The organism is Aminiphilus sp., assembly GCF_029975095.1.
Taxonomy (GTDB): domain Bacteria; phylum Synergistota; class Synergistia; order Synergistales; family Aminiphilaceae; genus Aminiphilus.
Genome location: NZ_JARKPW010000206.1, coordinates 1 through 19,177, shown reverse-complemented (window position 1 = coordinate 19,177; position 19,177 = coordinate 1). Strand labels below are relative to the sequence as shown.

At 64.6% G+C, this 19,177-nt stretch carries 14 protein-coding genes and 2 tRNA genes; 5 read left to right on the top strand and 11 right to left on the bottom strand.

What is annotated here, in order from left to right; all coding sequences use genetic code 11:
* From Q1K49_RS13035 to Q1K49_RS13000, 8 genes are all read right to left on the bottom strand, one after another.
* Positions 1 to 1,428, bottom strand: a 1,428-nt coding sequence (locus Q1K49_RS13035; protein ID WP_300526437.1) for a Na/Pi cotransporter family protein, incomplete at its 3' end; no start/stop codon positions are given.
* A 68-nt stretch (positions 1,429 to 1,496) separates the two neighbouring features.
* Entirely contained in the window at positions 1,497 to 3,209 is a 1,713-nt protein-coding gene (locus Q1K49_RS13030; protein WP_300526436.1) for a ribonuclease J, read from the bottom strand.
* A gap of 641 nt (positions 3,210 to 3,850) precedes the next feature.
* A tRNA-Glu gene (locus tag Q1K49_RS13025) sits at positions 3,851 to 3,926 on the bottom strand.
* 11 nt (positions 3,927 to 3,937) lie between these two features.
* Positions 3,938 to 4,012 (bottom strand) — tRNA-Gln (locus Q1K49_RS13020).
* A 452-nt stretch (positions 4,013 to 4,464) separates the two neighbouring features.
* Entirely contained in the window at positions 4,465 to 5,547 is a 1,083-nt protein-coding gene (locus tag Q1K49_RS13015) for a hypothetical protein (RefSeq protein WP_300526435.1), read from the bottom strand.
* A 211-nt stretch (positions 5,548 to 5,758) separates the two neighbouring features.
* Complete coding sequence (locus Q1K49_RS13010) at positions 5,759 to 6,787, bottom strand: Nif3-like dinuclear metal center hexameric protein (protein ID WP_300526434.1); 1,029 nt, start codon at positions 6,785 to 6,787, stop codon at positions 5,759 to 5,761.
* Between the two features lie 130 nt (positions 6,788 to 6,917).
* On the bottom strand, positions 6,918 to 7,277 hold the full coding sequence (locus tag Q1K49_RS13005; RefSeq protein WP_300526433.1) for a Na-translocating system protein MpsC family protein: 360 nt from the start codon (positions 7,275 to 7,277) through the stop codon (positions 6,918 to 6,920).
* Positions 7,278 to 7,377: 100 nt separating this feature from the next.
* A complete protein-coding gene (locus Q1K49_RS13000) occupies positions 7,378 to 8,190 on the bottom strand; it encodes an FCD domain-containing protein (protein WP_300526432.1) in 813 nt (270 codons plus the stop codon).
* A gap of 334 nt (positions 8,191 to 8,524) precedes the next feature.
* On the opposite strand from Q1K49_RS13000, the gene Q1K49_RS12995 reads away from it, so the two are divergent.
* From Q1K49_RS12995 to Q1K49_RS12975, 5 genes are all read left to right on the top strand, one after another.
* Entirely contained in the window at positions 8,525 to 9,862 is a 1,338-nt protein-coding gene (locus Q1K49_RS12995; protein WP_300526431.1) for an FAD-dependent oxidoreductase, read from the top strand.
* 225 nt (positions 9,863 to 10,087) lie between these two features.
* The gene (locus tag Q1K49_RS12990) at positions 10,088 to 11,332 is read left to right on the top strand and encodes a GTP-binding protein (RefSeq protein WP_300526430.1); all 1,245 of its coding nucleotides are present in this window, start codon (positions 10,088 to 10,090) and stop codon (positions 11,330 to 11,332) included.
* A complete protein-coding gene (locus Q1K49_RS12985; protein ID WP_300526429.1) occupies positions 11,322 to 13,430 on the top strand; it encodes an ASKHA domain-containing protein in 2,109 nt (702 codons plus the stop codon). Before Q1K49_RS12990 ends, Q1K49_RS12985 begins: the two co-directional genes overlap by 11 nt.
* Positions 13,431 to 13,518: 88 nt before the next feature.
* Positions 13,519 to 14,478, top strand: a complete 960-nt coding sequence (locus tag Q1K49_RS12980) for a hypothetical protein (protein WP_300526428.1) — start codon at positions 13,519 to 13,521, stop codon at positions 14,476 to 14,478.
* Positions 14,475 to 15,869 (top strand): uroporphyrinogen decarboxylase family protein, encoded by a 1,395-nt coding sequence (locus Q1K49_RS12975; RefSeq protein ID WP_300526427.1) that lies wholly within the window; start codon positions 14,475 to 14,477, stop codon positions 15,867 to 15,869. The genes Q1K49_RS12980 and Q1K49_RS12975 overlap by 4 nt, the downstream gene beginning before the upstream one ends.
* 24 nt (positions 15,870 to 15,893) lie before the next feature.
* Here Q1K49_RS12975 and Q1K49_RS12970 read toward each other — a convergent pair whose 3' ends face one another.
* From Q1K49_RS12970 to Q1K49_RS12960, 3 genes are all read right to left on the bottom strand, one after another.
* Positions 15,894 to 16,841, bottom strand: a complete 948-nt coding sequence (locus Q1K49_RS12970) for an ABC transporter permease (RefSeq protein WP_300526426.1) — start codon at positions 16,839 to 16,841, stop codon at positions 15,894 to 15,896.
* Complete coding sequence (locus tag Q1K49_RS12965; protein ID WP_300526425.1) at positions 16,831 to 18,078, bottom strand: ABC transporter permease; 1,248 nt, start codon at positions 18,076 to 18,078, stop codon at positions 16,831 to 16,833. The genes Q1K49_RS12970 and Q1K49_RS12965 overlap by 11 nt, the downstream gene beginning before the upstream one ends.
* A 147-nt stretch (positions 18,079 to 18,225) precedes the next feature.
* Positions 18,226 to 19,177 (bottom strand): ATP-binding cassette domain-containing protein (locus Q1K49_RS12960; RefSeq protein ID WP_300526424.1); only part of this gene is annotated, 952 nt, incomplete at its 5' end.

Here is a 19,177-nt window from a genome sequence, read left to right as displayed (position 1 = left end):
GGGCTCCAGGGCCTGGGCCGCCTTGGCAAGGCGCGGGTCCTCGTCGGCGATGGCTTCGAGACTCGCCTCGAAGGCACGGATCGCCGTGTCGATCATCTCCTGGAACTCCTGGATTCCCATTTCGGAGAACTTGACGCCGTGCTCGATCTTGTACTCGTAGAGTTCGATGAGATTCTCCGCGTGATCTCCCACGCGCTCCACGTCTCCCACACCGTTCACGTAAGAGGAAAGCAGCATGGACAGATCCTCCGGAAGAGTCCGCCAGACGCCTGCGGCATAGCGGGCGATCTCGCGGTTCAGTTCGTTCACGACCTTCTCCGTCTGGTACACCTCCTGGACCATCTGAACGTTGTCCTCCAGGAAGGCCCGCCGCACGTTCATGAGCATCTCCTTGGCGAGATGCCCCATGCGGACCAGCTCCTTGCGCACTGCGTCCACCGCCGCCGCGGGCGATGCGTCGATGAGTTTGGGGTCCAGATAACGGGGCCCCATGTCGAGAACGCTGTCGTCCCCGGGAATGAGGCGCTGCACGAGGCGTACGAAGGGCGAGACGAAGGGAAGAAAGAGACAGGTGTTGAGGGAATTGAAGAGGGTATGGGCGTTGGCGATCTCCCGACTCGGATCGGCGGAAGTGAGAAGAACCAGGTGTTTGAAGGGTGTCAGGAACACGAGAAAGATCGTCACGCCGATGAGATTGAACAGCACATGGGCCGCCGCAGCCTGTTTGGCCGCCCGTTTGGACCCCAGAGAGGCAAGGACGGCGGTGATGGTGGTCCCGATGTTGTCCCCCAGCAGAATGGGAATCGCCGCATCCAGGGAGAGCAATCCCTGGGAGGTCATGGCGATGGTCAATCCCACCGTGGCCGAACTGGATTGGACAACCATCGTGAGAAGCGTTCCCGCGAGGACTCCCAGAACGGGGTGGTGGCTGAAGGCGAGGAAAAAATCTTTCCTGTCCCGGAGAAAGGACATGGCCGCCTCCATGTTCTGCATGCCCAGAAAGAGCAGGCCGAACCCCACCATGCCGTTCCCCGCGTAGCGCTGATGCTTGGTGCGTCCGAAAACCGCGAGGATCATGCCGATTCCCACGATGGGGAGCGCGAAGTCCTTGATCTTGAAGGCGATGAGCTGGGCGGTCACCGTGGTGCCGATGTTGGCCCCCATGATGACTCCCACGGCCTGCTTGAGCGTCATAAGCCCCGCGTGGACGAAGCTCACGGTCATCACCGTGGTGCCGCTGCTGCTCTGAATGAGCACCGTCACGAGGGTCCCCACGATGACCCCCCGGACGGGCGTACTCGTCAGCGAGGCGATGAGACGCCTCAACCGGTCTCCCGCAAGATCCTGAAGAGATTCCCCCATGAGCTTGATGCCGAAGAGAAAAAGCCCCACTCCTCCGAGAATCTGGAACCAGCCTGCCGTCGTCACGGAATTCCCTCCAGATCTGAAAAACCTCTACGTGCGCGCCCGGGCGCGGGCGCGCACGGCGGGCACGCCTATTCCTCCAGAACGGTCACGAGAGGAACCACCACCGGTGCGGAGCGGGCATAGCCCTTCATGACGCCCCGAACGCGAGATCTAATGCCCTGGGCGACGTCTTCGAGAGAGCGCTCCTTCTTCTTCGCCGCGGCCTCCGTCGCGGCGAGCACCGCCCCCTCGATCTGCCGGTACAGTTCCCGGGCATCCCGGAAATGGACGCATCCCTGGCTCTCCACGGTGGGGCCGGCCTTGACCCGAAAGGCCCGATCCACCACCAGGGAGACCGCGAGAACTCCTTCCTCAGCAAGTTCACGGCGCTCCTTGAGGAGACTTCCCTCCATCTCCCCCAGCGCTATGCCGTCCACAAGAATCGACCCGGAGGGAACGGAGTCCCGGACCTGGGCCTTGTCCGGAGCGATACGGAGCACATCCCCCACATGGAGGACGAACACGTTCTTTCCGAGAACGCCCATCTCCTCCGCGAGCTGGGCGTGACGCACCTGGTGCCGGAACTCGCCGTGCACGGGAACGAAGTACTTGGGACGCACCATGCTGAGCACGAGCTTCAGCTCCTCCCGTGCAGCATGTCCCGAGACATGGACTTCCTTGTCCTGTTCGTAGATCACCTCGCAGCCGCAGGCGAAAAGACGGTTGATGGTGCTGCTCACCAGCTTTTCGTTGCCTGGAATGGGCGTGGCGTTCACCACCACGAGATCCTTCGCGCCCAGGTTGAGAAAACGGTGTTCCCCCTTGCTCATGAGCACCAGGCCCGAGAAGGGCTCACCCTGGCTTCCCGTGGTGAGCACCGCCACACGGTTCGCGGGATGGCTGTCCACCTCCTGGAGCGGCAGGAACACCTCGTCCGGAGCCGTGATGTATCCCAGCTTCCGGGCCAGCTCCACGTTGTTGATCATGCTCCGCCCCAACAGTGCGATGCGCCTGTTGAAGCGGATCGCCGTGTCGATTGACTGCTGCACCCGGTGCAGGTTGCTCGCGAAGGAGGCCATGATGATCCGCCGCGTCTTGTGGAGCCGGAAGATATTGTCCAGCGTCTTCCCCACGACCCGCTCCGACGGTGTGAATCCGGCGCGTTCCACGTTCGTCGAGTCCGAGAGCAGGAGGAGTACACCCTTTTTGCCCAGTTCCGTGAAGGCGTTGTAGTCGGTGAGCCTTCCGTCGATGGGGGTGGGGTCCAGTTTGAAATCCCCCGTGTGCACCACCGTTCCCAGGGGCGTCTCCACCGCGAGTCCCACACCGTCGGGAATGGAATGACACACGGAGATGAAACGCACGGTGAAACACCCCAGCGAGAGTTCATCCTCGGCCCTCACCTCACGAAGATCCGCGTCGAAAGCGGGCAGTGCCTCCTCCAGCTTGTGCTCCACCATGCCCAGGGTCAGTTTCGTCCCGTACACGGGACATCCCAGCTTGGGAAGCACAAAGGGAAGCGCCCCGATGTGGTCTTCGTGGCCGTGGGTGAGAATGAGCCCCCGAATGCGGTGCTTGTTGTTCTCCAGATACGTGATATCGGGAATCACGAAATCGATGCCCAGCATCTCCTCGTCGGGGAACTTGAGTCCCGCATCGATGACGAGCAGATCCTCCCCGTACTCCAGGACATGCATGTTCTTGCCGATCTCCCCGAGACCCCCCAGAGCAAAATAGCGCAGTTCCTCTCCCGCGGCGGATTTTCTTCGAGGCCGTCGCCGCCTCGTGCGTGCATTGCCCATAGACCCTCCTGTATTCCCGGTGTGTTCGTCCTGCGGTTCTCGAAAAAACACCGCTTCCGTCCGTTTCTCTACACTCCGAAGGGCGATGCGGCTCCGGCAAAGAAGCCCTGCGCCGCCCCGATCGTTCCTCGTCGTTTTCTCTTCCGTGCTGGGTACCGCCCGTAACGCGGGATGCCCCCGAAGGTCGACTCGGACACACCAAAAGGGGAGGGTGACCCCAGGTCACCCTCTCCACATTGTGTCCCGACGAAGTGATTGTACCACAGAAGCCTCTTCCAAAAAGCCCGCAACCGTCCGGTCCGTATTTCTCCGCCGAAACACCGCGACGGCGGGAACGAGGATGATCTCTTCATCGGGGGCATTTTCGAGCTCATGGACGAACGGTATTCCCGAGTGTTGTCCAAACTCGTTCTTCGGGGAATGGTGGACAACGCCAAGAAGGGCTTCTTCAGAAGGACAGGGAAGAGGCGGCGGAGTTCATTCAAGGACTCGTGCGGGAATCGGAACCGGAAGCGCTGTGCCGGTTCCTGAAGCGCCCTGACTTCCAGATACGAATAAAGCCGGACAAGTCTGTGACGATCACAGCTAATCCGGCTTATCTCGTTTCTGAAACGGTTTCTCGGTTCGCAGCAAGGAAAATTTGGCAGTCCCTAGGGGATTCGAACCCCTGTTACCGGGCTGAGAACCCGGCGTCCTAGGCCTCTAGACGAAGGGACCGTTTGCCGTGCTGGCTGGGGAACGTGGACTCGAACCACGACTGCCTGATCCAGAGTCAGGTGTCCTGCCAATTAGACGATTCCCCACCATTCCCCCTGTGCGGAACGCCTCCGCAGCGACGGCGCCGCACTACGCGAGGCATTCTAGCAGGGATTTCGGGATGTCGCAAGGGGGCGATATAGATTTTCAAAAGTCGGAAAAGTCAGACTATAGGAACCCCTGAACAAGCTTCTCGAAAAATGTTCACAGCGGGAGAAAAAGTGGAAATGCCCCGTAAAGACCACGTTTCCCGGACTCATGGCAGCGGAAAGGAGGAATTATCTCCATCTTCCGATGAACCAATCCGGACGTAAAAGAGAAGCTTCCAGCGCGGCGAGTCCGTTTCTCCCGGTGCCCTTGGGGAAAAACGGAGACGTAAAAACGTGGATCGCCGCAAAAGTCCCGCGCCCCGTCATTCGACGAACGCCCCAAAGCGCTCCAGCGCACCCCGAAAAGACCGGAGTGCGCTGGAGAGGCCGGAGAAACGAGGTCTCCGGCCTTACACCAACAGCGGTGTGAGCAGCGACGCCACAACCCCCGCGGTGATGACGCGCATGACGGCACCGAGGACGGCGGCCCCCATGGCCTCTTTCTCGGAGAGGTCCGTGCACTCGGACCAGATGGTGGGAATCTGGCCGAAGATGACCGAGAAGGGGAAACCCGAGGCGCTCAGCACGAAGGAGCCGATGACGAGATTCGGAGGGAGCGTGGCCGCCACGTCCTTGAGCTGGGCCATGGCCAGCGTGGGCGATGCGAGAAGAGCCACGGTCCCCGTTGCGGGGTCGATGTTGAGGAAGGTGAGCATCGCCGTGAGCCCCTTTTCGATGTACGCCCAGGCTCCCACGAAATCGAGGGCGCCGATGAGCGCAAAAACCGCCGCCGCCGCGGGAATGATGAGGAGGAAGAGCAGCGATGCCCCCTCCTTCGCCGCGCCGAAGATGGTCTGCAGAGGATCCGTCGTGGGGGTGAACCGGGGCAGGTCGTCGAAGGGAACGGATTTGGTGTTCCGCCAGAGGGTGAGCCGCAGGAGCCAGGGGACCACCACGAGAGGAGCGAAGACCGCGATGAGCACCACGAGATAAGCCTTGACGCCCACGGCCGTGAGCGCGACGAGCCCGAACATGAACGTGGAAAAAGACTGTTGAGATTGAACCATGGTGGCGATGGCGATCTTCTGCTCGTCCTTCGTCGCGCCGGCCTTGACGAGGATGGGTCCGGCGATGCGTCCCGCCGCGTTGATGTCGCCCAGTATGTTGTACACCGAGGGAATGATCACCGCGCCGTTGACGCCGAGAACCTTTGCCAGGGGAACGAAAATATGCATGAGTGCGTCGGTGAAGCCGCAGCGTTCGAGGATGCGTCCCATCATGACGCTGCAGAGAATTGCCGTCCCCACGCTTCCCGTGAGGTAGACTTTCACCACGATGGGCATGGTCTTGTCCACCATGGCGTTGAAGAGCCCCGCAATGCTCTTGGGGTTGACCACCAAAAGCACCAGGGAGATGCCCACGAGGGCGAGCCCCAGCATCTCGATGCCGCCCAGGCTTTTCTTGCTTCGGATCTCCTCCTGCATGTCGGTCATACTCCTTTCCTTCCGCGCTGCGTCCTCTCCGCGAAGCACCCCTTCTCCGTCCGCCGAAGCGGCGGTGCCGGAATGTCCCCGAAGCTTTCGCCATCTTTCCAGCGTCTCTCTTCCGCTCCGCCTCCGACGTGTCGCACGCTCTTCCTCTCACCCCCCGAACCCGTTCCCTCGCAGAGAGACATTCCGCCCATCCCCGCCTGCCGCCGGCACGTCAGCGCCCCGGCGCGACGTTCCGTCTTTCCAGATGCTCCCGGGCCATGCGCTCTCCGTAACGCCGCATTTCCTCCGATCCGAACCCGGACACGGGAATGCTGGTGGTCCGCTCCCGGAAGATGCGGATGTCCAGGTCGGGGAGCAGATCCTGCAGCGCCACCGCCAGGGGAAGTCCGTTTTCGTAGATCTCCATGGCGTGGGTGTTGCCGCACACCACGTTCAGCCCCAGCTCCCTCGCCGCAACAAGCAGGGGGCTTCCGGGAAGAATCCGGCTGATGGAGGCGATCACCGTGTTGACCTCGGGATGTTCCTCCCGGGCCTTCCGGAGGTGTTCCGGCGAAAATCCCGTGTGGGGGAAAAAGTGGAGCACTGTTCCGAGGGGCGTCTCGGGAGTTCCGAGAAGAATCTGCCCTTTCGCGCAGGAACAGAAGTCACCCATGTCGGCGCAGTGCCGGAGGGTTCGTTCGTAGTCGGCAAGCTCGCAGTAGAGATTCACCCCCATGAGATGGTCCAGGCGCTGCACCACGTCGCCGAGAGTCCGCACCTCCGGCAGTGGATCCCCCACGAAAAGCACATTGCCCGGCACGCCGCCGTAGGCGATCTCCACCCGGAAGGGGCGATGCCCGTGGAGCCAGGGAATCCCCGGATGCAGCCCGTGAAAGGCCTCGTGCACCTCGATGAGGGAAAGGCCGTAGAGGTCGAAATAGTTCCGGATGGTCACGCCCCCCGCGTTGGCGCCGTCCGCGACGGGATGGTGCGCCACGAGACAGTCCGCGTTCGTGGCGGCAGCCAGCTCGATGGCGTTCTCCGTGAGCGTCATGAGCACCGCCACCCTTCGCACCGGCCGGTCCGGGCTTCCCCAGATCAGACCGGGCAGCTCCGTCACCGCCTTGCCTGGAATGTCCGACGTCTTGGTCACCACGAAATGGTTGTTTCCGGACAGGTCCTCCGCACCGCGCACGAGACGGCCCCCCGTGATGACCTGAAGCGCGTCGAGGACATCCCGCACGACTCTGCACCGCTCCACAATAAAACACCTCCTCGATTTCGGCAGACAAAAAAAGACCGCAGGACCGCTGCCGGAGGGGTTTCCCCCCGGCGGCGGGCCAGCGGTCTTCAGGCTATCCTCAGTCGGATCTCCCTCTGCCTGCTGTCCCTTACAACGACACGATCATATCCAGAACGGGCTCCGCAAAGACGATGAGCATGCACGCCAGTTCGAGATCCGGATCGTAGTCCTTTAGAACGGCGGTGACGCGGATCTTGAGATCCTTTTCCACGGCGGAACGGATACGGCTCTTGTACTCGTCGAGCAGCGCGTTGTCGATGAGCTTCGTCGCCCCGCGATCCTTGGCGGAGAGCGTGGCCAGCGCTTTCACCCTCTGGTTGTTCGCCAGCACGAGCACCTTGTCGTCGATGACATGGACCTTCTGCCACCGGAACCCCAGGCCGAACATCTCCTGGTTCACCGCATTGTTGATGCGCATGATCTCCTGTTTGAACTCACCGGGCTGCATGCGATGCCCCCTGCCACTCCTCAGAAAGAGTTGTGCAAACCACAACGACACTCATCAATGATGATGATGATACTCACTTTACGAAAGAGCTTCTTCTTTGTCAAGAGTGCGAACCGGTCGAATTTTCTCGGGCATTATTCCCGGCGTGGCCCTCGTCCTCCGAAAAGCCACTTCGGTCACCGTCGTCTCTTTCCGCCGCCAGGGCCTCCACCTCGCCGATGATGTAGCCGAGGTGGCGCAGCAGCGCCTTCTCCGCCTCATCCGGGTCGCGGCGGGCAATGGCCTCGGCGATGGCCCGATGGCCGTTCTCCGGGGGCAATGCACCCCGCCGTTTCCGAAAGGACATGGTCATGGCGAGGAGATCCCTGTCGCGGAAGATCAGGTCCAGCGCCGCGGCGAGCACACGATTTCCTCCGGCCCGCGCGATGGCCTGGTGGAATTTCCGGTCCACCACCGCCACATGTTCTCTCGACACGTGCTGCGACGTGTCGAGGATGGCCGCGAAGGTGGCGATCTCCTCCATCTCCTGCTCCTTCGCCCGCTCCGCCGCGAGGCGGCAGGTCTCCCGCTCGATGGCACGCCTCGCCACGAGCACCTCGATGATCTTCTCCGGCGCATCGCAGGAAAGCTCGTCCAGAAAGCGCCTCGCCGCCACCTCGCGCCCCTCCTGTTGCTGACGCTCCTGCACCAGGAGCCTCCCACGCTCGGAAAGAACGCGCCCCTTGTTGCTCTCCTGTTCCAGAAAGCCATCTTTCTCCAGTTCGGCCAGAAGACGCCCCGCCGAGGCGGGACTCATGGACACCCCCTCTGCGGCAAGGCGATCCGCGAAAGCCGCCGCGCCGATGGGACGTCGGTACGCGGCGACCACGGAAAGACCGAGTTCCCGGAGAGAATTTCTTTCCAGACCTCTCACGACCCTCGCCTCCTCTCCCGGGCAGGCTTCCTCCGGCCCCGGCGTCGACGCCGCCTCGGGCCCGGAGCCTTTCCCCGCAGGTACGCCCGCAGGAAAAGGAGAACATGTTTTTTCGGACATTTTCCGCAGTTTACCTTGATCCATTTTATCCGTCACTCCTCAAATTTGACAAGATTTGCGTTTTATACGAAGATCTACACAAATCAAAATTGATGAGTGAGTTCCTCGCCAACGCCACCCGAAAAGACGAATCGGTACGGCAACGTCCGCAGCCCCAAACGGCCCGGCCGACGCGGGAGGGACACAACACTCCACGAAAGGGGATTCGCACATCATGAAAACACGTCGCATCGTCGTCGTCGGTGGAGGCTGGGGCGGCTGTGCCGCCGCCTTTGCCGCAGCGAGAGCGGGAGCTGAGGTAACCCTCTGCGAGCGCACGGACATGCTTCTCGGAACGGGTCTGGTGGGGGGGATCTTCCGCAACAACGGACGCTTCACCGCCGCGGAGGAGATGACCGTCCTGGGGAGCGACGTCTTCCTCCTCATGGACGCCTGCGCACGCCACACGAACGTGGCGTTCCCCGGACACGCCCACGCGAGCCTCTACGACGTGTACCGCATGGAACCGGAAATCCGGAGAGCGCTGGAGAAAGCCGGCGTGAACGTGCGCTGCCGCGCCTCCGTGTCGGACATCCGCATGGAGGAAGCCTCCGGCGACACCACCGGAGACGGGAGCGCCGCCCCCCGGCGACATATCGCCGCCGTGCTTCTGCGGAGCGGCGAAGCCATCGAAGGGGATGCCTTCGTGGACGCCACGGGAACCTCCGCCACGCCCGCCAACTGCAACCGCTACGGCAGCGGCTGCGCCATGTGCATCCTGCGGTGTCATACCTTCCTCCCTCGGGTGAGCCTCACCACCAAGGCCGGCGTGGAGGAGTGGGACGGTTGCCGGGAAGACGGCACACCCGGCGCGATGAGCGGTTCCTGCAAACTCATGAAGGACTCCCTCGCTCCGGAGATCCGGAAAGAGCTGGAGGAACGGGGCGTCTGCATCGTTCCCATTCCCGTCTCTCCGAGCACAGGCGAGAAGAAGCTCTCTCTCAAGGCATGCCAGCAGTACGCACTGAAGGAATTCGCGGAGAACGTGGTCCTGCTCGACACCGGTCCCGCCAAGCTCATGAGCCCCTACTACCCCCTCGATCTGCTCCGGACAATCCCAGGGTTCGAAAACGCCCGTTTCGAGGACCCCATCGCGGGCGGACAGGGTAACTCCATGCGCTACTTCGGCTTCGCCCGCTGTACCGTCACCATGCAGGCCCGGGGACAGGTGGACAATCTCTTCTGCGCGGGGGAGCGCGGAGGCGCCATGGTGGGACACACCGAGGCGGTGGTGACGGGAGAACTGGCGGGACACAACAGCGTCCGCAGAGCCCTGAACATGCCGCTCCTCACGTTTCCCACCTCCCTCGCCGTAGGGGACTACATCGAATCCGTAACGGCCATGATGGAGACAGAGGAGGGCCGGCGGACGAAATTCACCTTCTCCGGCTCGGTCTACTTCGAGCGCATGCGGCGCCTGGGTCTGTACAGCACGGACCCGGAGGAGATCCGGCGCCGAGTGGCATCTTCCTCGCTCGCGGGAGTGCTGGCAAAACCCCTGCTGCCGCGCTAGGCGCATTCCGGCGGCCCCGCCGGAATCATCTCCGAAAAAACCGCCGGGGAAAAAACTGGAGGCGGTTTTCAGAGTGCACAAAAAAAAGCCCCTTTGGCGTTATGATGATGGTGTTCGGAAACGCCGTTTCGGGAACGCGGTCCGGAGGCGCCGCCGCGTTCCCGTCGTCCCGCCGCGCAGGATCGGCCCGGCGGAAACCGTACGGAACATGCGGGAGGAATGGCCATGTCCGCACCATGCAGCGTCGTTCTCCTCACGGGATTTCTCGGCAGCGGCAAGACCACGGTGCTGCGGCACCTCCTTGAGACCCTCCCCGGAGAAACCGAAAAGGGGGGGCCTCTGCGCTGCGGTGTGCTCATCAACGAATTCGGCAAGGTGAGCATCGACGGGCCTCTGCTCCGGGAGGGAAGAGCACAGCTTCCCCTCTGGGAGATCAACCGGGGGTCCATCTTCTGCTACTGCGCCAAGGGAGATTTCTTGCGCACGCTGCTCACGGACGTGCGGCACAGCGCACCGGCCCTTCTCCTGGTCGAGGCCAGTGGTGTCGCGGACCCCACCGACCTGGAGCGGGACTTCGCCCGGCCGCTCCTCTCCCCTCTCTACCGGCTTGTACGGAACATCTGCGTCGTGGACGCCCCGCGCTTCGAGGAGACGCTGGACCTGTTCCCCCTGGTGAGCAAGCAGGTCCTTGCCGCACATCTTCTGCTGGTCAACAAGTGTGACCTCCTCGCTCCGAACGAACGGGAGCGCCTGGGACGACTCCTTCGGGAGCTCAATCCCGCGGCGGCGCTGTGCTTCACCAGCTTCGCCGCGGTGACGCCCGGCTGCCACCGCGTTTCCTGGAACGACATCTTCCCCGCCTCCGGCGACGCTCCACACGCCACCGGAGCGAGCTTGCCCTGCCGGGGCGGGCCGGAAAACGGCGGAGAGGGCGACGACACGCTGCCTCCCCTCCCCTCGGAGGAGGAACTCGAAATCCTTCTCGACCGCATTCTCCAGGACCCGGAGGGCTCCCTCGGCCCCTCGGAACTCTTCTCCCAAACCGTGTACTGGAAAAGCGACGGTAGCGACAACAGCGGCGACAACGACGCCGCCGAACCGAAGGGAGTTCTCCGCTCCGGGAAGGACCTCTTCGAAAAAGAGCACTCCGGAAGCGACGCGCCGGAGGCAGAACAGAAAACGCCGCTCCCCGAGGAATCCGGAAAGCTCCCGCGACGTTTCGAGCGGCTTCTCCGGGCCCTGCCCGCCGACTTGGTGCGGGGAAAGGGGTTCCTCCGGGACCCGGCAGGGCACTTTCTCCACTACGATCAGACCGGAAGCTCCTGGAGCGTGAAACCCTACGACGGCCCCCTGCCTCCGGGACTGGGGGAGCGAAACTGCGCCGTCTTCATCCGCCGCCGGAGGGACCATCGGGAAATTCCCCGACTCTTCGCCGACGTCGGCCTGGAGGTGACGGATCATGCACTCTGAAAACGCGAAACCTGCGGGCGAAAAGACCGGACGGCGTGAAGGGGCGGAACGCGCCCGCCTGGAGATCCGCCTGGACGGGGAACGCTTCGTCGCGGAGGTGTCCGTACCGCAACTCCTCGGAGATGCCCTCGCCGAGGCGGGCTTTCCCCTTGAAATGCCCTGCGGCGGCCAGGGGCGGTGCGGCAAATGCCGGGTCCGCGCAGCGGGCGTCCTTTCGCCCCTGGAGACCGCTTCCGCCGCGTCTCTCGGAGAGGCCTCCGGCATCCCCGCCATTGTCGCATCCTCCTCCGGCGGAAAGGCCTGTTCCGGCGAGACGCCCTCCCCGGCCCCCCGGATCGCGCACACCCCCGGCGAAACCGCCGCATACCCAACCCCTCCGGTCACACACGCCCTCGGCGACACCAAGCCCCCGGGCTCTTCAGACGACACGAGCGAACTCCGGCTCGCCTGTCGTACCGTGATGGAGGGGGACTGCACGGTCTTTCTCCACGCGGAGGAAAGCACCGGGCACCTTTCCGGACATCCCGCTCGTCTGCGCACCGCCATCGCGGAGCGGAACAAAAACTCCCTGGATCTTCTTCCCCTTCCGGAAGGTCTCCTCGCGGCGTGCACCACCGCTCCGCTCACCGTCGCATGGGAAGAGGCGGAACAGGCGGAGGACGTCTCCGCGACACTTTTCCGCGCCTTGGCCGATACAGGCTTTCGCCTTTCCGAAAGGGAGCGACATCGAACGCTCCAGAACGCTCTGCGGGCCTGGACACCCGGAAAGGACCTCGCCGCCTCGGTCCATCGCCGCCGGGGACGGACCTGGCTCACCTCCGGCGGGGAGGAACTCTGCGGTGCCGCCTGCGATCTGGGGACCACCACGGTGGCGTGCCGCCTCTTCCGCCTTCGGGACGGGGCGCTTCTGGCCACCCGGTCCGGAAGAAATCTCCAGAGCCGCTTCGGCGGTGACGTCATCGCCCGCATCGCCGCCGCGACGGCGCACGACCCGGACGACACCGAAAAAGGCACCCCTCTCTTCCGGCTGCAGCGCCTCGCCGCGGAAACGCTGGAGACCCTCCTGCTCCAAGCCGCCCGGGACGCGGGAATTTCTCCCTCCGCGGTGAGCGAGATCGTCTGCTGCGGCAATTCCGCCATGCACTCCCTGCTCTACGGCTACCGACCGGTCTTTCTCTCGCGCCTTCCCTTTCTTCCGGCGGAAAGAATCTCCCCCGAGCTGCCCGGGGCGTCCCTCGGACTCCACGCCTTCGGCGGGGCGTCCGTGCGCTTTCTGCCCCTCGTCGGCGGCTTCGTGGGGGGCGACACGACGGGCCTGCTCCTTGCGGCCCGAACGCTCCTGCCCCCGAAAAGACGGCGACTCCTCCTGGACCTCGGCACGAACGGGGAGATCGTCCTCCAGTGGGAGGAACGCCTCCTCGCCTGCTCCACCGCGGCGGGACCGGCCTTCGAGGGGGGCAACATCTCCTGCGGCATGCCCGCCACGGAGGGAGCCGTCATCGGGGTGGAACGCGCCGAAGAGGGATGGCGCTGCACCGTCGCGGGCGGCGGGGCACCCGCGGGACTCTGCGGCTCGGGGCTGCTCGACGCCCTGGCAGTGCTCCGCTCGTGGAACCTGGTCGCGCCGGACGGACGTCTCGTCTCTCCCGGGGAGGCCCCCCTCCGGTTTCGCCCTCTTCTCTTCGGGGACACAGGGGGAAACAACCGGGGCATCGAACTGGCCAAGGAAGTGCGGCTCACCCAGAAGGACATCCGGGAGTTCCAGCTCGCCAAGGGCGCGGTTCGGGCCGGAGCGGAGCTGCTCCTGGAGGAAGCGGGGGGCACATGGAGCGACCTGGAGGAGTGCGTCGCCGCAGGGGCCTTCGGCAGCTCCCTGAGGCCCGCATCCCTGGTCGCCACGGGACTCCTTCCCCCCGAGACGGCGGGGCGCATCACGCCCCTCGGCGGCGGCGCGGGAGAGGGATGCCGCCTGGTTCTCCTCGGCGAAGACCCTCTTTGGGAGGAGGCGTGCCGCCTCGCCGCAGCGACGCACCACGTGGACCTGGGGGGACATCCCCGCTTCCAGGAGACCTTCGTGCGCTTTCTCGCCCTGGCCTGAATTTCACTGCGGTGCCGTAACGACGGTCTGTGGCCTTCTCGCTTTTTCTGAGACATCCTCACCCTTTTTCGGGAAAGGAGGCGTTTTCATGCCGGTCCTGCGCCACATCCCTCTGACCTTCACGGCCGAGGCCATTCTCCGCATCGCCGGGGGTGCGCGCACCCCCCGGAGCGACGCGCCCGCCTCCGGGGACGCTTTTTCCTCCGGAGAAACCCGACGGTTCTCTCCGGAGCGACAGGAGAAGTTCCGCCCGCTCGCGGAGGAGATGCGCGTCCTCGCCCTCGCCTGCGCCGCCCCCGCCGTTGCCTGGGAGCGCTACGCCCTGGAAAGCGCGATCCCCGAGACGGGGACGGTGACGCTCTGTGCGCGCCCCCTTGCGGACCCCCGCGACGACGAGGGCGATGCCGTTCCTCCCAAAGGCGGGGGATCCTCCATGCCGGAACAGGCGGAAGGAGATGCGGACGGCGACGGAACACCCCGCCTCTCCCTCTTCCTCGGGGAAAGCGCCACCTACCTGGAGGGAGCGGCCTACGTCTTCGCCGCTGTCACCACCATCGGCCCGGAACTGGAGAGACGGCTCGCCGCCTTCGAGGCCGAGGGGGATCTCCTCCGGGCCTACTTTCTCGACGCCGCGGGAGTGCTCGCCCTGGAAAGGGCCTCCGCCGCGCTGCGGCGCCTCGCCCGGGACTGCGCCGCCGGAGAGGGGCGCTCCCTTTCCCCAACCCTGCTCCCCGGCTCGGCGCCGGGATGGTCCGTGGAGGGGCAAGAGGCACTGCTCCGCCTCGCGGGAGGCGACCGCCTGGGCATCACCATCACCGAGGGAGCCATGCTCCGCCCTCTCATGTCGGGGTCATTCCTCCTCGGCGTGGGGGACTTCGAAGGCAAAAAGCATCCCGCCACGCTCTGCACGGGATGCGCACGCTACGAAACCTGCCTTTGGCGCCAGGTGGAGGACGTGGCGGAAGAGCCCGCCGCGCCGGGGAGAGCGGAGGAAGGTCCACTGGGTACAGAAAGTCCCCGAAAGGGGAAAGGAAAGGAGAAGCCATGATGACCACAGGGAAAGAACTCGTGTTGCGGGCTTTGCACTTCGAAACGGTAGAGCGCACCCCCTGGGTCCCCTTCACGGGGGTCCACTCGGCCCGGCTCCTCGAACAGGACGCAGCGACCTATCTTCAAGACCCCTCCTCCATCGTGCGGGGGGTGACCCTCGCGGCGGAGCGGACCCTCGCGGACGGCGTCTGCGCCGTCTTCGACCTCCAGGTGGAGGCGGAGGTCCTGGGATGTCGCCTCAAGTGGTCCCCGAACAATCCTCCCGCCGTGGCCTCTCACGTGCTGGAGGAGGGAAAGGCGCTGGCGGACCTGCCCTCCCTCACGAAGGACCAGGGGCGTATTCCTCTGTGTCTGGAGGCGACCCGGGAGCTTGTGCGCACCGTCGGAGACCAACTCGCGGTCTTCTCCCTTCTCTGCGGCCCCTTCACGCTGGCGCTCCATCTGGCGGGGCAATCCTTTCTCACGGACCTCATCGAAAAACCCGACTACGCCCAGGAGATCCTCCGCTTCTGCAGCGACACCGCCGCCCGTCTCGCCACGTGGTATCTCGAAACGGGATCGCCCGTGGTGGCCATCGTGGACCCCATGACGAGCCAGATCTCCCCCCGCCACTTCCGAAAGTTCGTCGCCCCCTGCCTGGAGCCGGTCATCGCCGTCATCCGGGAGAAGGGCGGCATCGCCTCGCTCTTCTGCTGCGGCGACGCAACGAAGAATATCGAACTCATGATGCAGTGCGGTCCCCATTCCGTCGCCTTCGATGAACAGGTGGACCTGGCGCTGGTGCGGGATCTGGCGAAGAAGCACCGCGTCAGCTTCGAGGGAAACATGCCCCTCACCACGACGCTGCTCTTCGGCTCCCCTCTCGAATGCGCCCGGGATGCGGCGGCGCGACTCGACATCGGCGGCAAGGAAGGCTACATCCTCTCCCCCGGCTGCGACCTTCCCTTCCACACGCCCCTGTACAACCTGGAGGCTGTGGGGCGGTTCGTCCGCTTCGGCGAACTCCCCCAGGAAACGGCGGGGTTCATCTCCCTCGAACAGGCCCTGGCCGCCGCGGATGAGAGCGGAGAGGAGTTGCAGCCGGTGGAGATCGTCCCCGGAAGAGTCTTCATCGAGATCGTCACCCTCGACTCCGAGGGGTGCGCCCCCTGCCAGTACATGTGCGAGGCCGTGCGGAGCGTGGAAGAACACTACGGAAAGCGGCTCGTCTGGAGAGAGACCCTCATCAAGAGCCTCGCGGGAATCCGCCGCACCCAGAAGTTGGGGGTCTCCACCCTCCCCACACTGCTCATGAACAACGAGATCGTCTTCGACAATCTCGTCCCCACCCGGGAGGAATTGATCCGGGAGATCGACCGCCGTCTCTCGGAACCCCGGGGAGAGCGCTGAACGAACCGGCTCCCCGCCCCCGCGTCAGGCGGCGTCCTTCTCGTAGGGAACGCCGTCCGCGGCGGGGGGCACCGCTTTTCCCACGAACCCCACGAGGATCGCAAGGGTGAGGATGAAGGGGATCATTGCCAGGAGCTGGGAGGGAACAGGCAGCAGACGCTGCATGTCCGCCCGCCCCATGAAGACCACCAGTCCCTGGGCCGCGCCGAAGAGCAGGCACGCCGCCGCCGCTCCCTGGGGCTTCCACTTGCCGAAGATCATCGCCGCCAATGCGATGAATCCCTGTCCGCAGATGAGGGTGGCGCTGAAGCGGGACACCACGGCGACGCTCATGGCGGCCCCACCGAACCCGGCCAGCACGCCACCGACGACCACCGCGAGGTACTTGAGACGATCCACGTCGATGCCCAGGGTGTCCGCCGCCCTCGGGTGCTCTCCCACGGCGCGGAGTCGCAGACCCAGACGAGTACGATAGAGCACGAACCAGAGAACTCCCACCAGGAAAAATCCCACGTAGACCGTGGCGTACTGATTGAGGACCATGTCCCAGAAACCGTTCTGGGGAAAAACGCCGTTCAGCGGGCGTGAGATCTTGGCGTCCAGCGGAAGGGCAAGTGTCTGAGTGGCCCCGTCGAAGAGAAGCCGCGCGCAGAACAGGGAGATGCCGGGGCCGAGAAAGTTCAGAGCAATGCCCGAGACCACCTGGTTCGCCTTGAAGGTCACACAGGCCACGGCGTGAAGCAGGGCCAGAAGTCCTCCCGCGGCCCCCGCGGCGAAGAAGCCCAGCCACGCGTCCTGCAGGAAATAGCCCACCGCGGCTCCCACGAAGGCGCCGAAGGTCATCATCCCCTCCAGGCCGATGTTCACCACCCCCGCGTTTTCCGAGACGGTACCCCCGAGCGCCGCGTAAAGAAGCGGCGTGGCGTACATGAGGGTCGTTCCCAGAATGAAGGCGACGCTCTCAAGAAACATGCCCTCTCTCCTTCTCTCCGGCGCTCGCCGTCTCCGCTTCTGTCGTCGCTTCCGCGAGCGCTTCTTCCGTGTCTCTTTTCCGTTTCGTTTCCTGGCCGCCGGAAGCGCTCCCTCCTTCGTCGCCTTTCCTCCGCCTCCATCGTTCCGCGAGGAGAGGAATGCATCGCGGCATGGCCACGAAGAAGACGATGGCCCCCATAACGATGTTCACCACTTCCGTCGGAGCCCGAAGAGCAAATTGCAGTTTCGAGCCGCCGTACTTAAGAGCCCCGAAGAGAAATCCGCTGAGAACGCATCCCAGAGGCGTGTTGTTGCCGATGAGTGCCACGGCGATGCCGTCGAAGCCGAAGCCCTCCATGGCGGCGAGTTCCGCCGCCTGCCTCGTCCACCCCAGGACGTGAAACGCCCCGGCGGCCCCCGCGAGGGCTCCCGAAATCGCCATGGAACGGACGACGTTCCGCTTCACGTCGATCCCGCCGTACTCCGCGCAAGACGCATTAAACCCCACGGCGCGCAGCTCGTAGCCGAGGGCCGTCCGGTTCAGAATCCACCAGCACAGGAAAGCCAGCCCGAGGGCCAGAAAAATGCCCGCGTTGAAGGGCGTGCGGAGCACGTCGCTCCAGAGAGGATTCTCCGCCCGCCAGGCGAGCCCCGCCTCGCTGGTCTCCCAGACGCCGAGAATTTCGATGCGCGCCGAGTCCCGGACGAACTCCGTGGCGGTGGCGGCGGCACGGGTGATTCCCGGGCGCGTGACCACAAAGTTGTTGCCGTAGAGGGCGATCCAGTTGAGCATGATCGTGCCGATGACCTCGTTCACGCCCCAGCGGGCCTTGAGGAACCCCGCGAGGGCGCCCCAGAGCGCCGCCGCGATCATTCCGGCCCCGGCGGCGGCGACGGCGTGCACCACCGGCGGCAGCTCCACAAAGGCCCCCGTCAGGGCCGCCGCCAGGGCGCCGAGGATGAACTGTCCCTCCGCGCCGATGTTGAAGAGCCCCGTGCGGAAGGCAAAAGCTACAGAAAGCCCTGTGAGAATCAGCGGCGTCGCGTAGATGACCGTATAGGCCATGTAACTCGGCCTCGAAAAGATGCCCCGGAAGATCACCGAAAAGGCCCGGAAGGGATCGTACCCCGCTGCGGCGAGAAAGAGCCCTCCCACGACGAATCCCATCGCCACCGAGAGGAGCGTCACTACGAGCGGCGACGCCCGGCGGCGCTCCTTTCCCGGAGAAGTCACCATGCGCACCGCACCTCCCCTCGCACGAGCATGCCACGCCGCTCCACTTCGCCGTCAAAAACTGCCGGTAGACGCGACGGGCACCACAAAGGCGGAGTCCCCGAAACACACTCTCGCACCGCCGAACCTCTCAGGCCACACAGGGAGGAGTCAGGGCGCACGCACATCCGCATTCCTCCCGCCCGCCATGAGGAGCCCCAGGGTGCTCTCCTCCGTCTCGTTCCGGTCCAACACTCCCGTGATGCACCCTCCGCAGATCACGGCGATGCGGTCCGCCAGAGCGAGGATCTCCTCCAGCTCCAGAGAGACCAAAAGCACCGCCTTTCCCCGGTCCCGTTGCGCCGCAAGCACGCGGTGCACGTATTCGATGGCTCCCACGTCGAGCCCCCGGGTCGGCTGGGCGGCGATGAGCAGCTCCGGATCGGACGACACTTCCCGGGCGATGATCACCTTCTGCTGGTTCCCCCCGGAGAGCGCTTTCGCCGGGTGCTCCGCCGCAGGAGGCCGTACGTCAAAGCGCCGGATCAACTCCTCCGCAAAGGCGCGAATGGCCTTTCGGTCCAGAACGCCCCGCTTCGAGAAAGGTTCCCGGCGCACCCGTTCGAGCACCAGATTTTCCGCCACGGAGAAGTCCGCCACGAGCCCCCGGCGCTGCCGGTCCTCGGGAATCGTAGCGATCCCCCTGTCCAGAACCTCCCGGGGAGAACAGTTCGTGATCTCCTCCCCCCGGAAGAACACGCCTCCCGACTCGACGCGCCGCAGTCCCGTCAGGGCCTCCACCAGCTCGCTCTGGCCGTTGCCGTCCACACCGGCGAGCCCGAGGATCTCCCCGGCCCGCACCTCCAGAGAGAGCCCTTTCAGGCGCAAAAGTCCCCGGTTGCACCGCACCCGAAGATCCTTCACGGCAAGGACGACCTCCCCGGGCCGGAACGGTCCCTTGGCCACCGAGAAGCTCACGGGACGCCCCACCATCTTCTCCGCCAGATCACCCTCCGACACGGCGGCCACCTCCACCGTATCGATCCACCTGCCTCTGCGGATGATGGTGCAGCGATCCGCCATGGCCTTGATCTCCCGAAGCTTGTGGGTGATCAAGAGCACC

Excerpts from the sequence above, each read along its gene's own strand:
- Q1K49_RS12970 (WP_300526426.1), bottom strand. The coding sequence starts at position 16,841 with ATGTTTCTTGAGAGCGTCGCCTTCATTCTGGGAACGACCCTCATGTAC.
- Q1K49_RS13005 (WP_300526433.1), bottom strand. The coding sequence starts at position 7,277 with ATGCAGCCCGGTGAGTTCAAACAGGAGATCATGCGCATCAACAATGCG.
- Q1K49_RS13015 (WP_300526435.1), bottom strand. The coding sequence starts at position 5,547 with ATGACCGACATGCAGGAGGAGATCCGAAGCAAGAAAAGCCTGGGCGGC.
- Q1K49_RS12975 (WP_300526427.1), top strand. The coding sequence starts at position 14,475 with ATGATGACCACAGGGAAAGAACTCGTGTTGCGGGCTTTGCACTTCGAA.
- Q1K49_RS12980 (WP_300526428.1), top strand. The coding sequence starts at position 13,519 with ATGCCGGTCCTGCGCCACATCCCTCTGACCTTCACGGCCGAGGCCATT.
- Q1K49_RS12985 (WP_300526429.1), top strand. The coding sequence starts at position 11,322 with ATGCACTCTGAAAACGCGAAACCTGCGGGCGAAAAGACCGGACGGCGT.
- Q1K49_RS12995 (WP_300526431.1), top strand. The coding sequence starts at position 8,525 with ATGAAAACACGTCGCATCGTCGTCGTCGGTGGAGGCTGGGGCGGCTGT.
- Q1K49_RS12965 (WP_300526425.1), bottom strand. The coding sequence starts at position 18,078 with ATGGTGACTTCTCCGGGAAAGGAGCGCCGCCGGGCGTCGCCGCTCGTA.
- Q1K49_RS13030 (WP_300526436.1), bottom strand. The coding sequence starts at position 3,209 with ATGGGCAATGCACGCACGAGGCGGCGACGGCCTCGAAGAAAATCCGCC.
- Q1K49_RS12990 (WP_300526430.1), top strand. The coding sequence starts at position 10,088 with ATGTCCGCACCATGCAGCGTCGTTCTCCTCACGGGATTTCTCGGCAGC.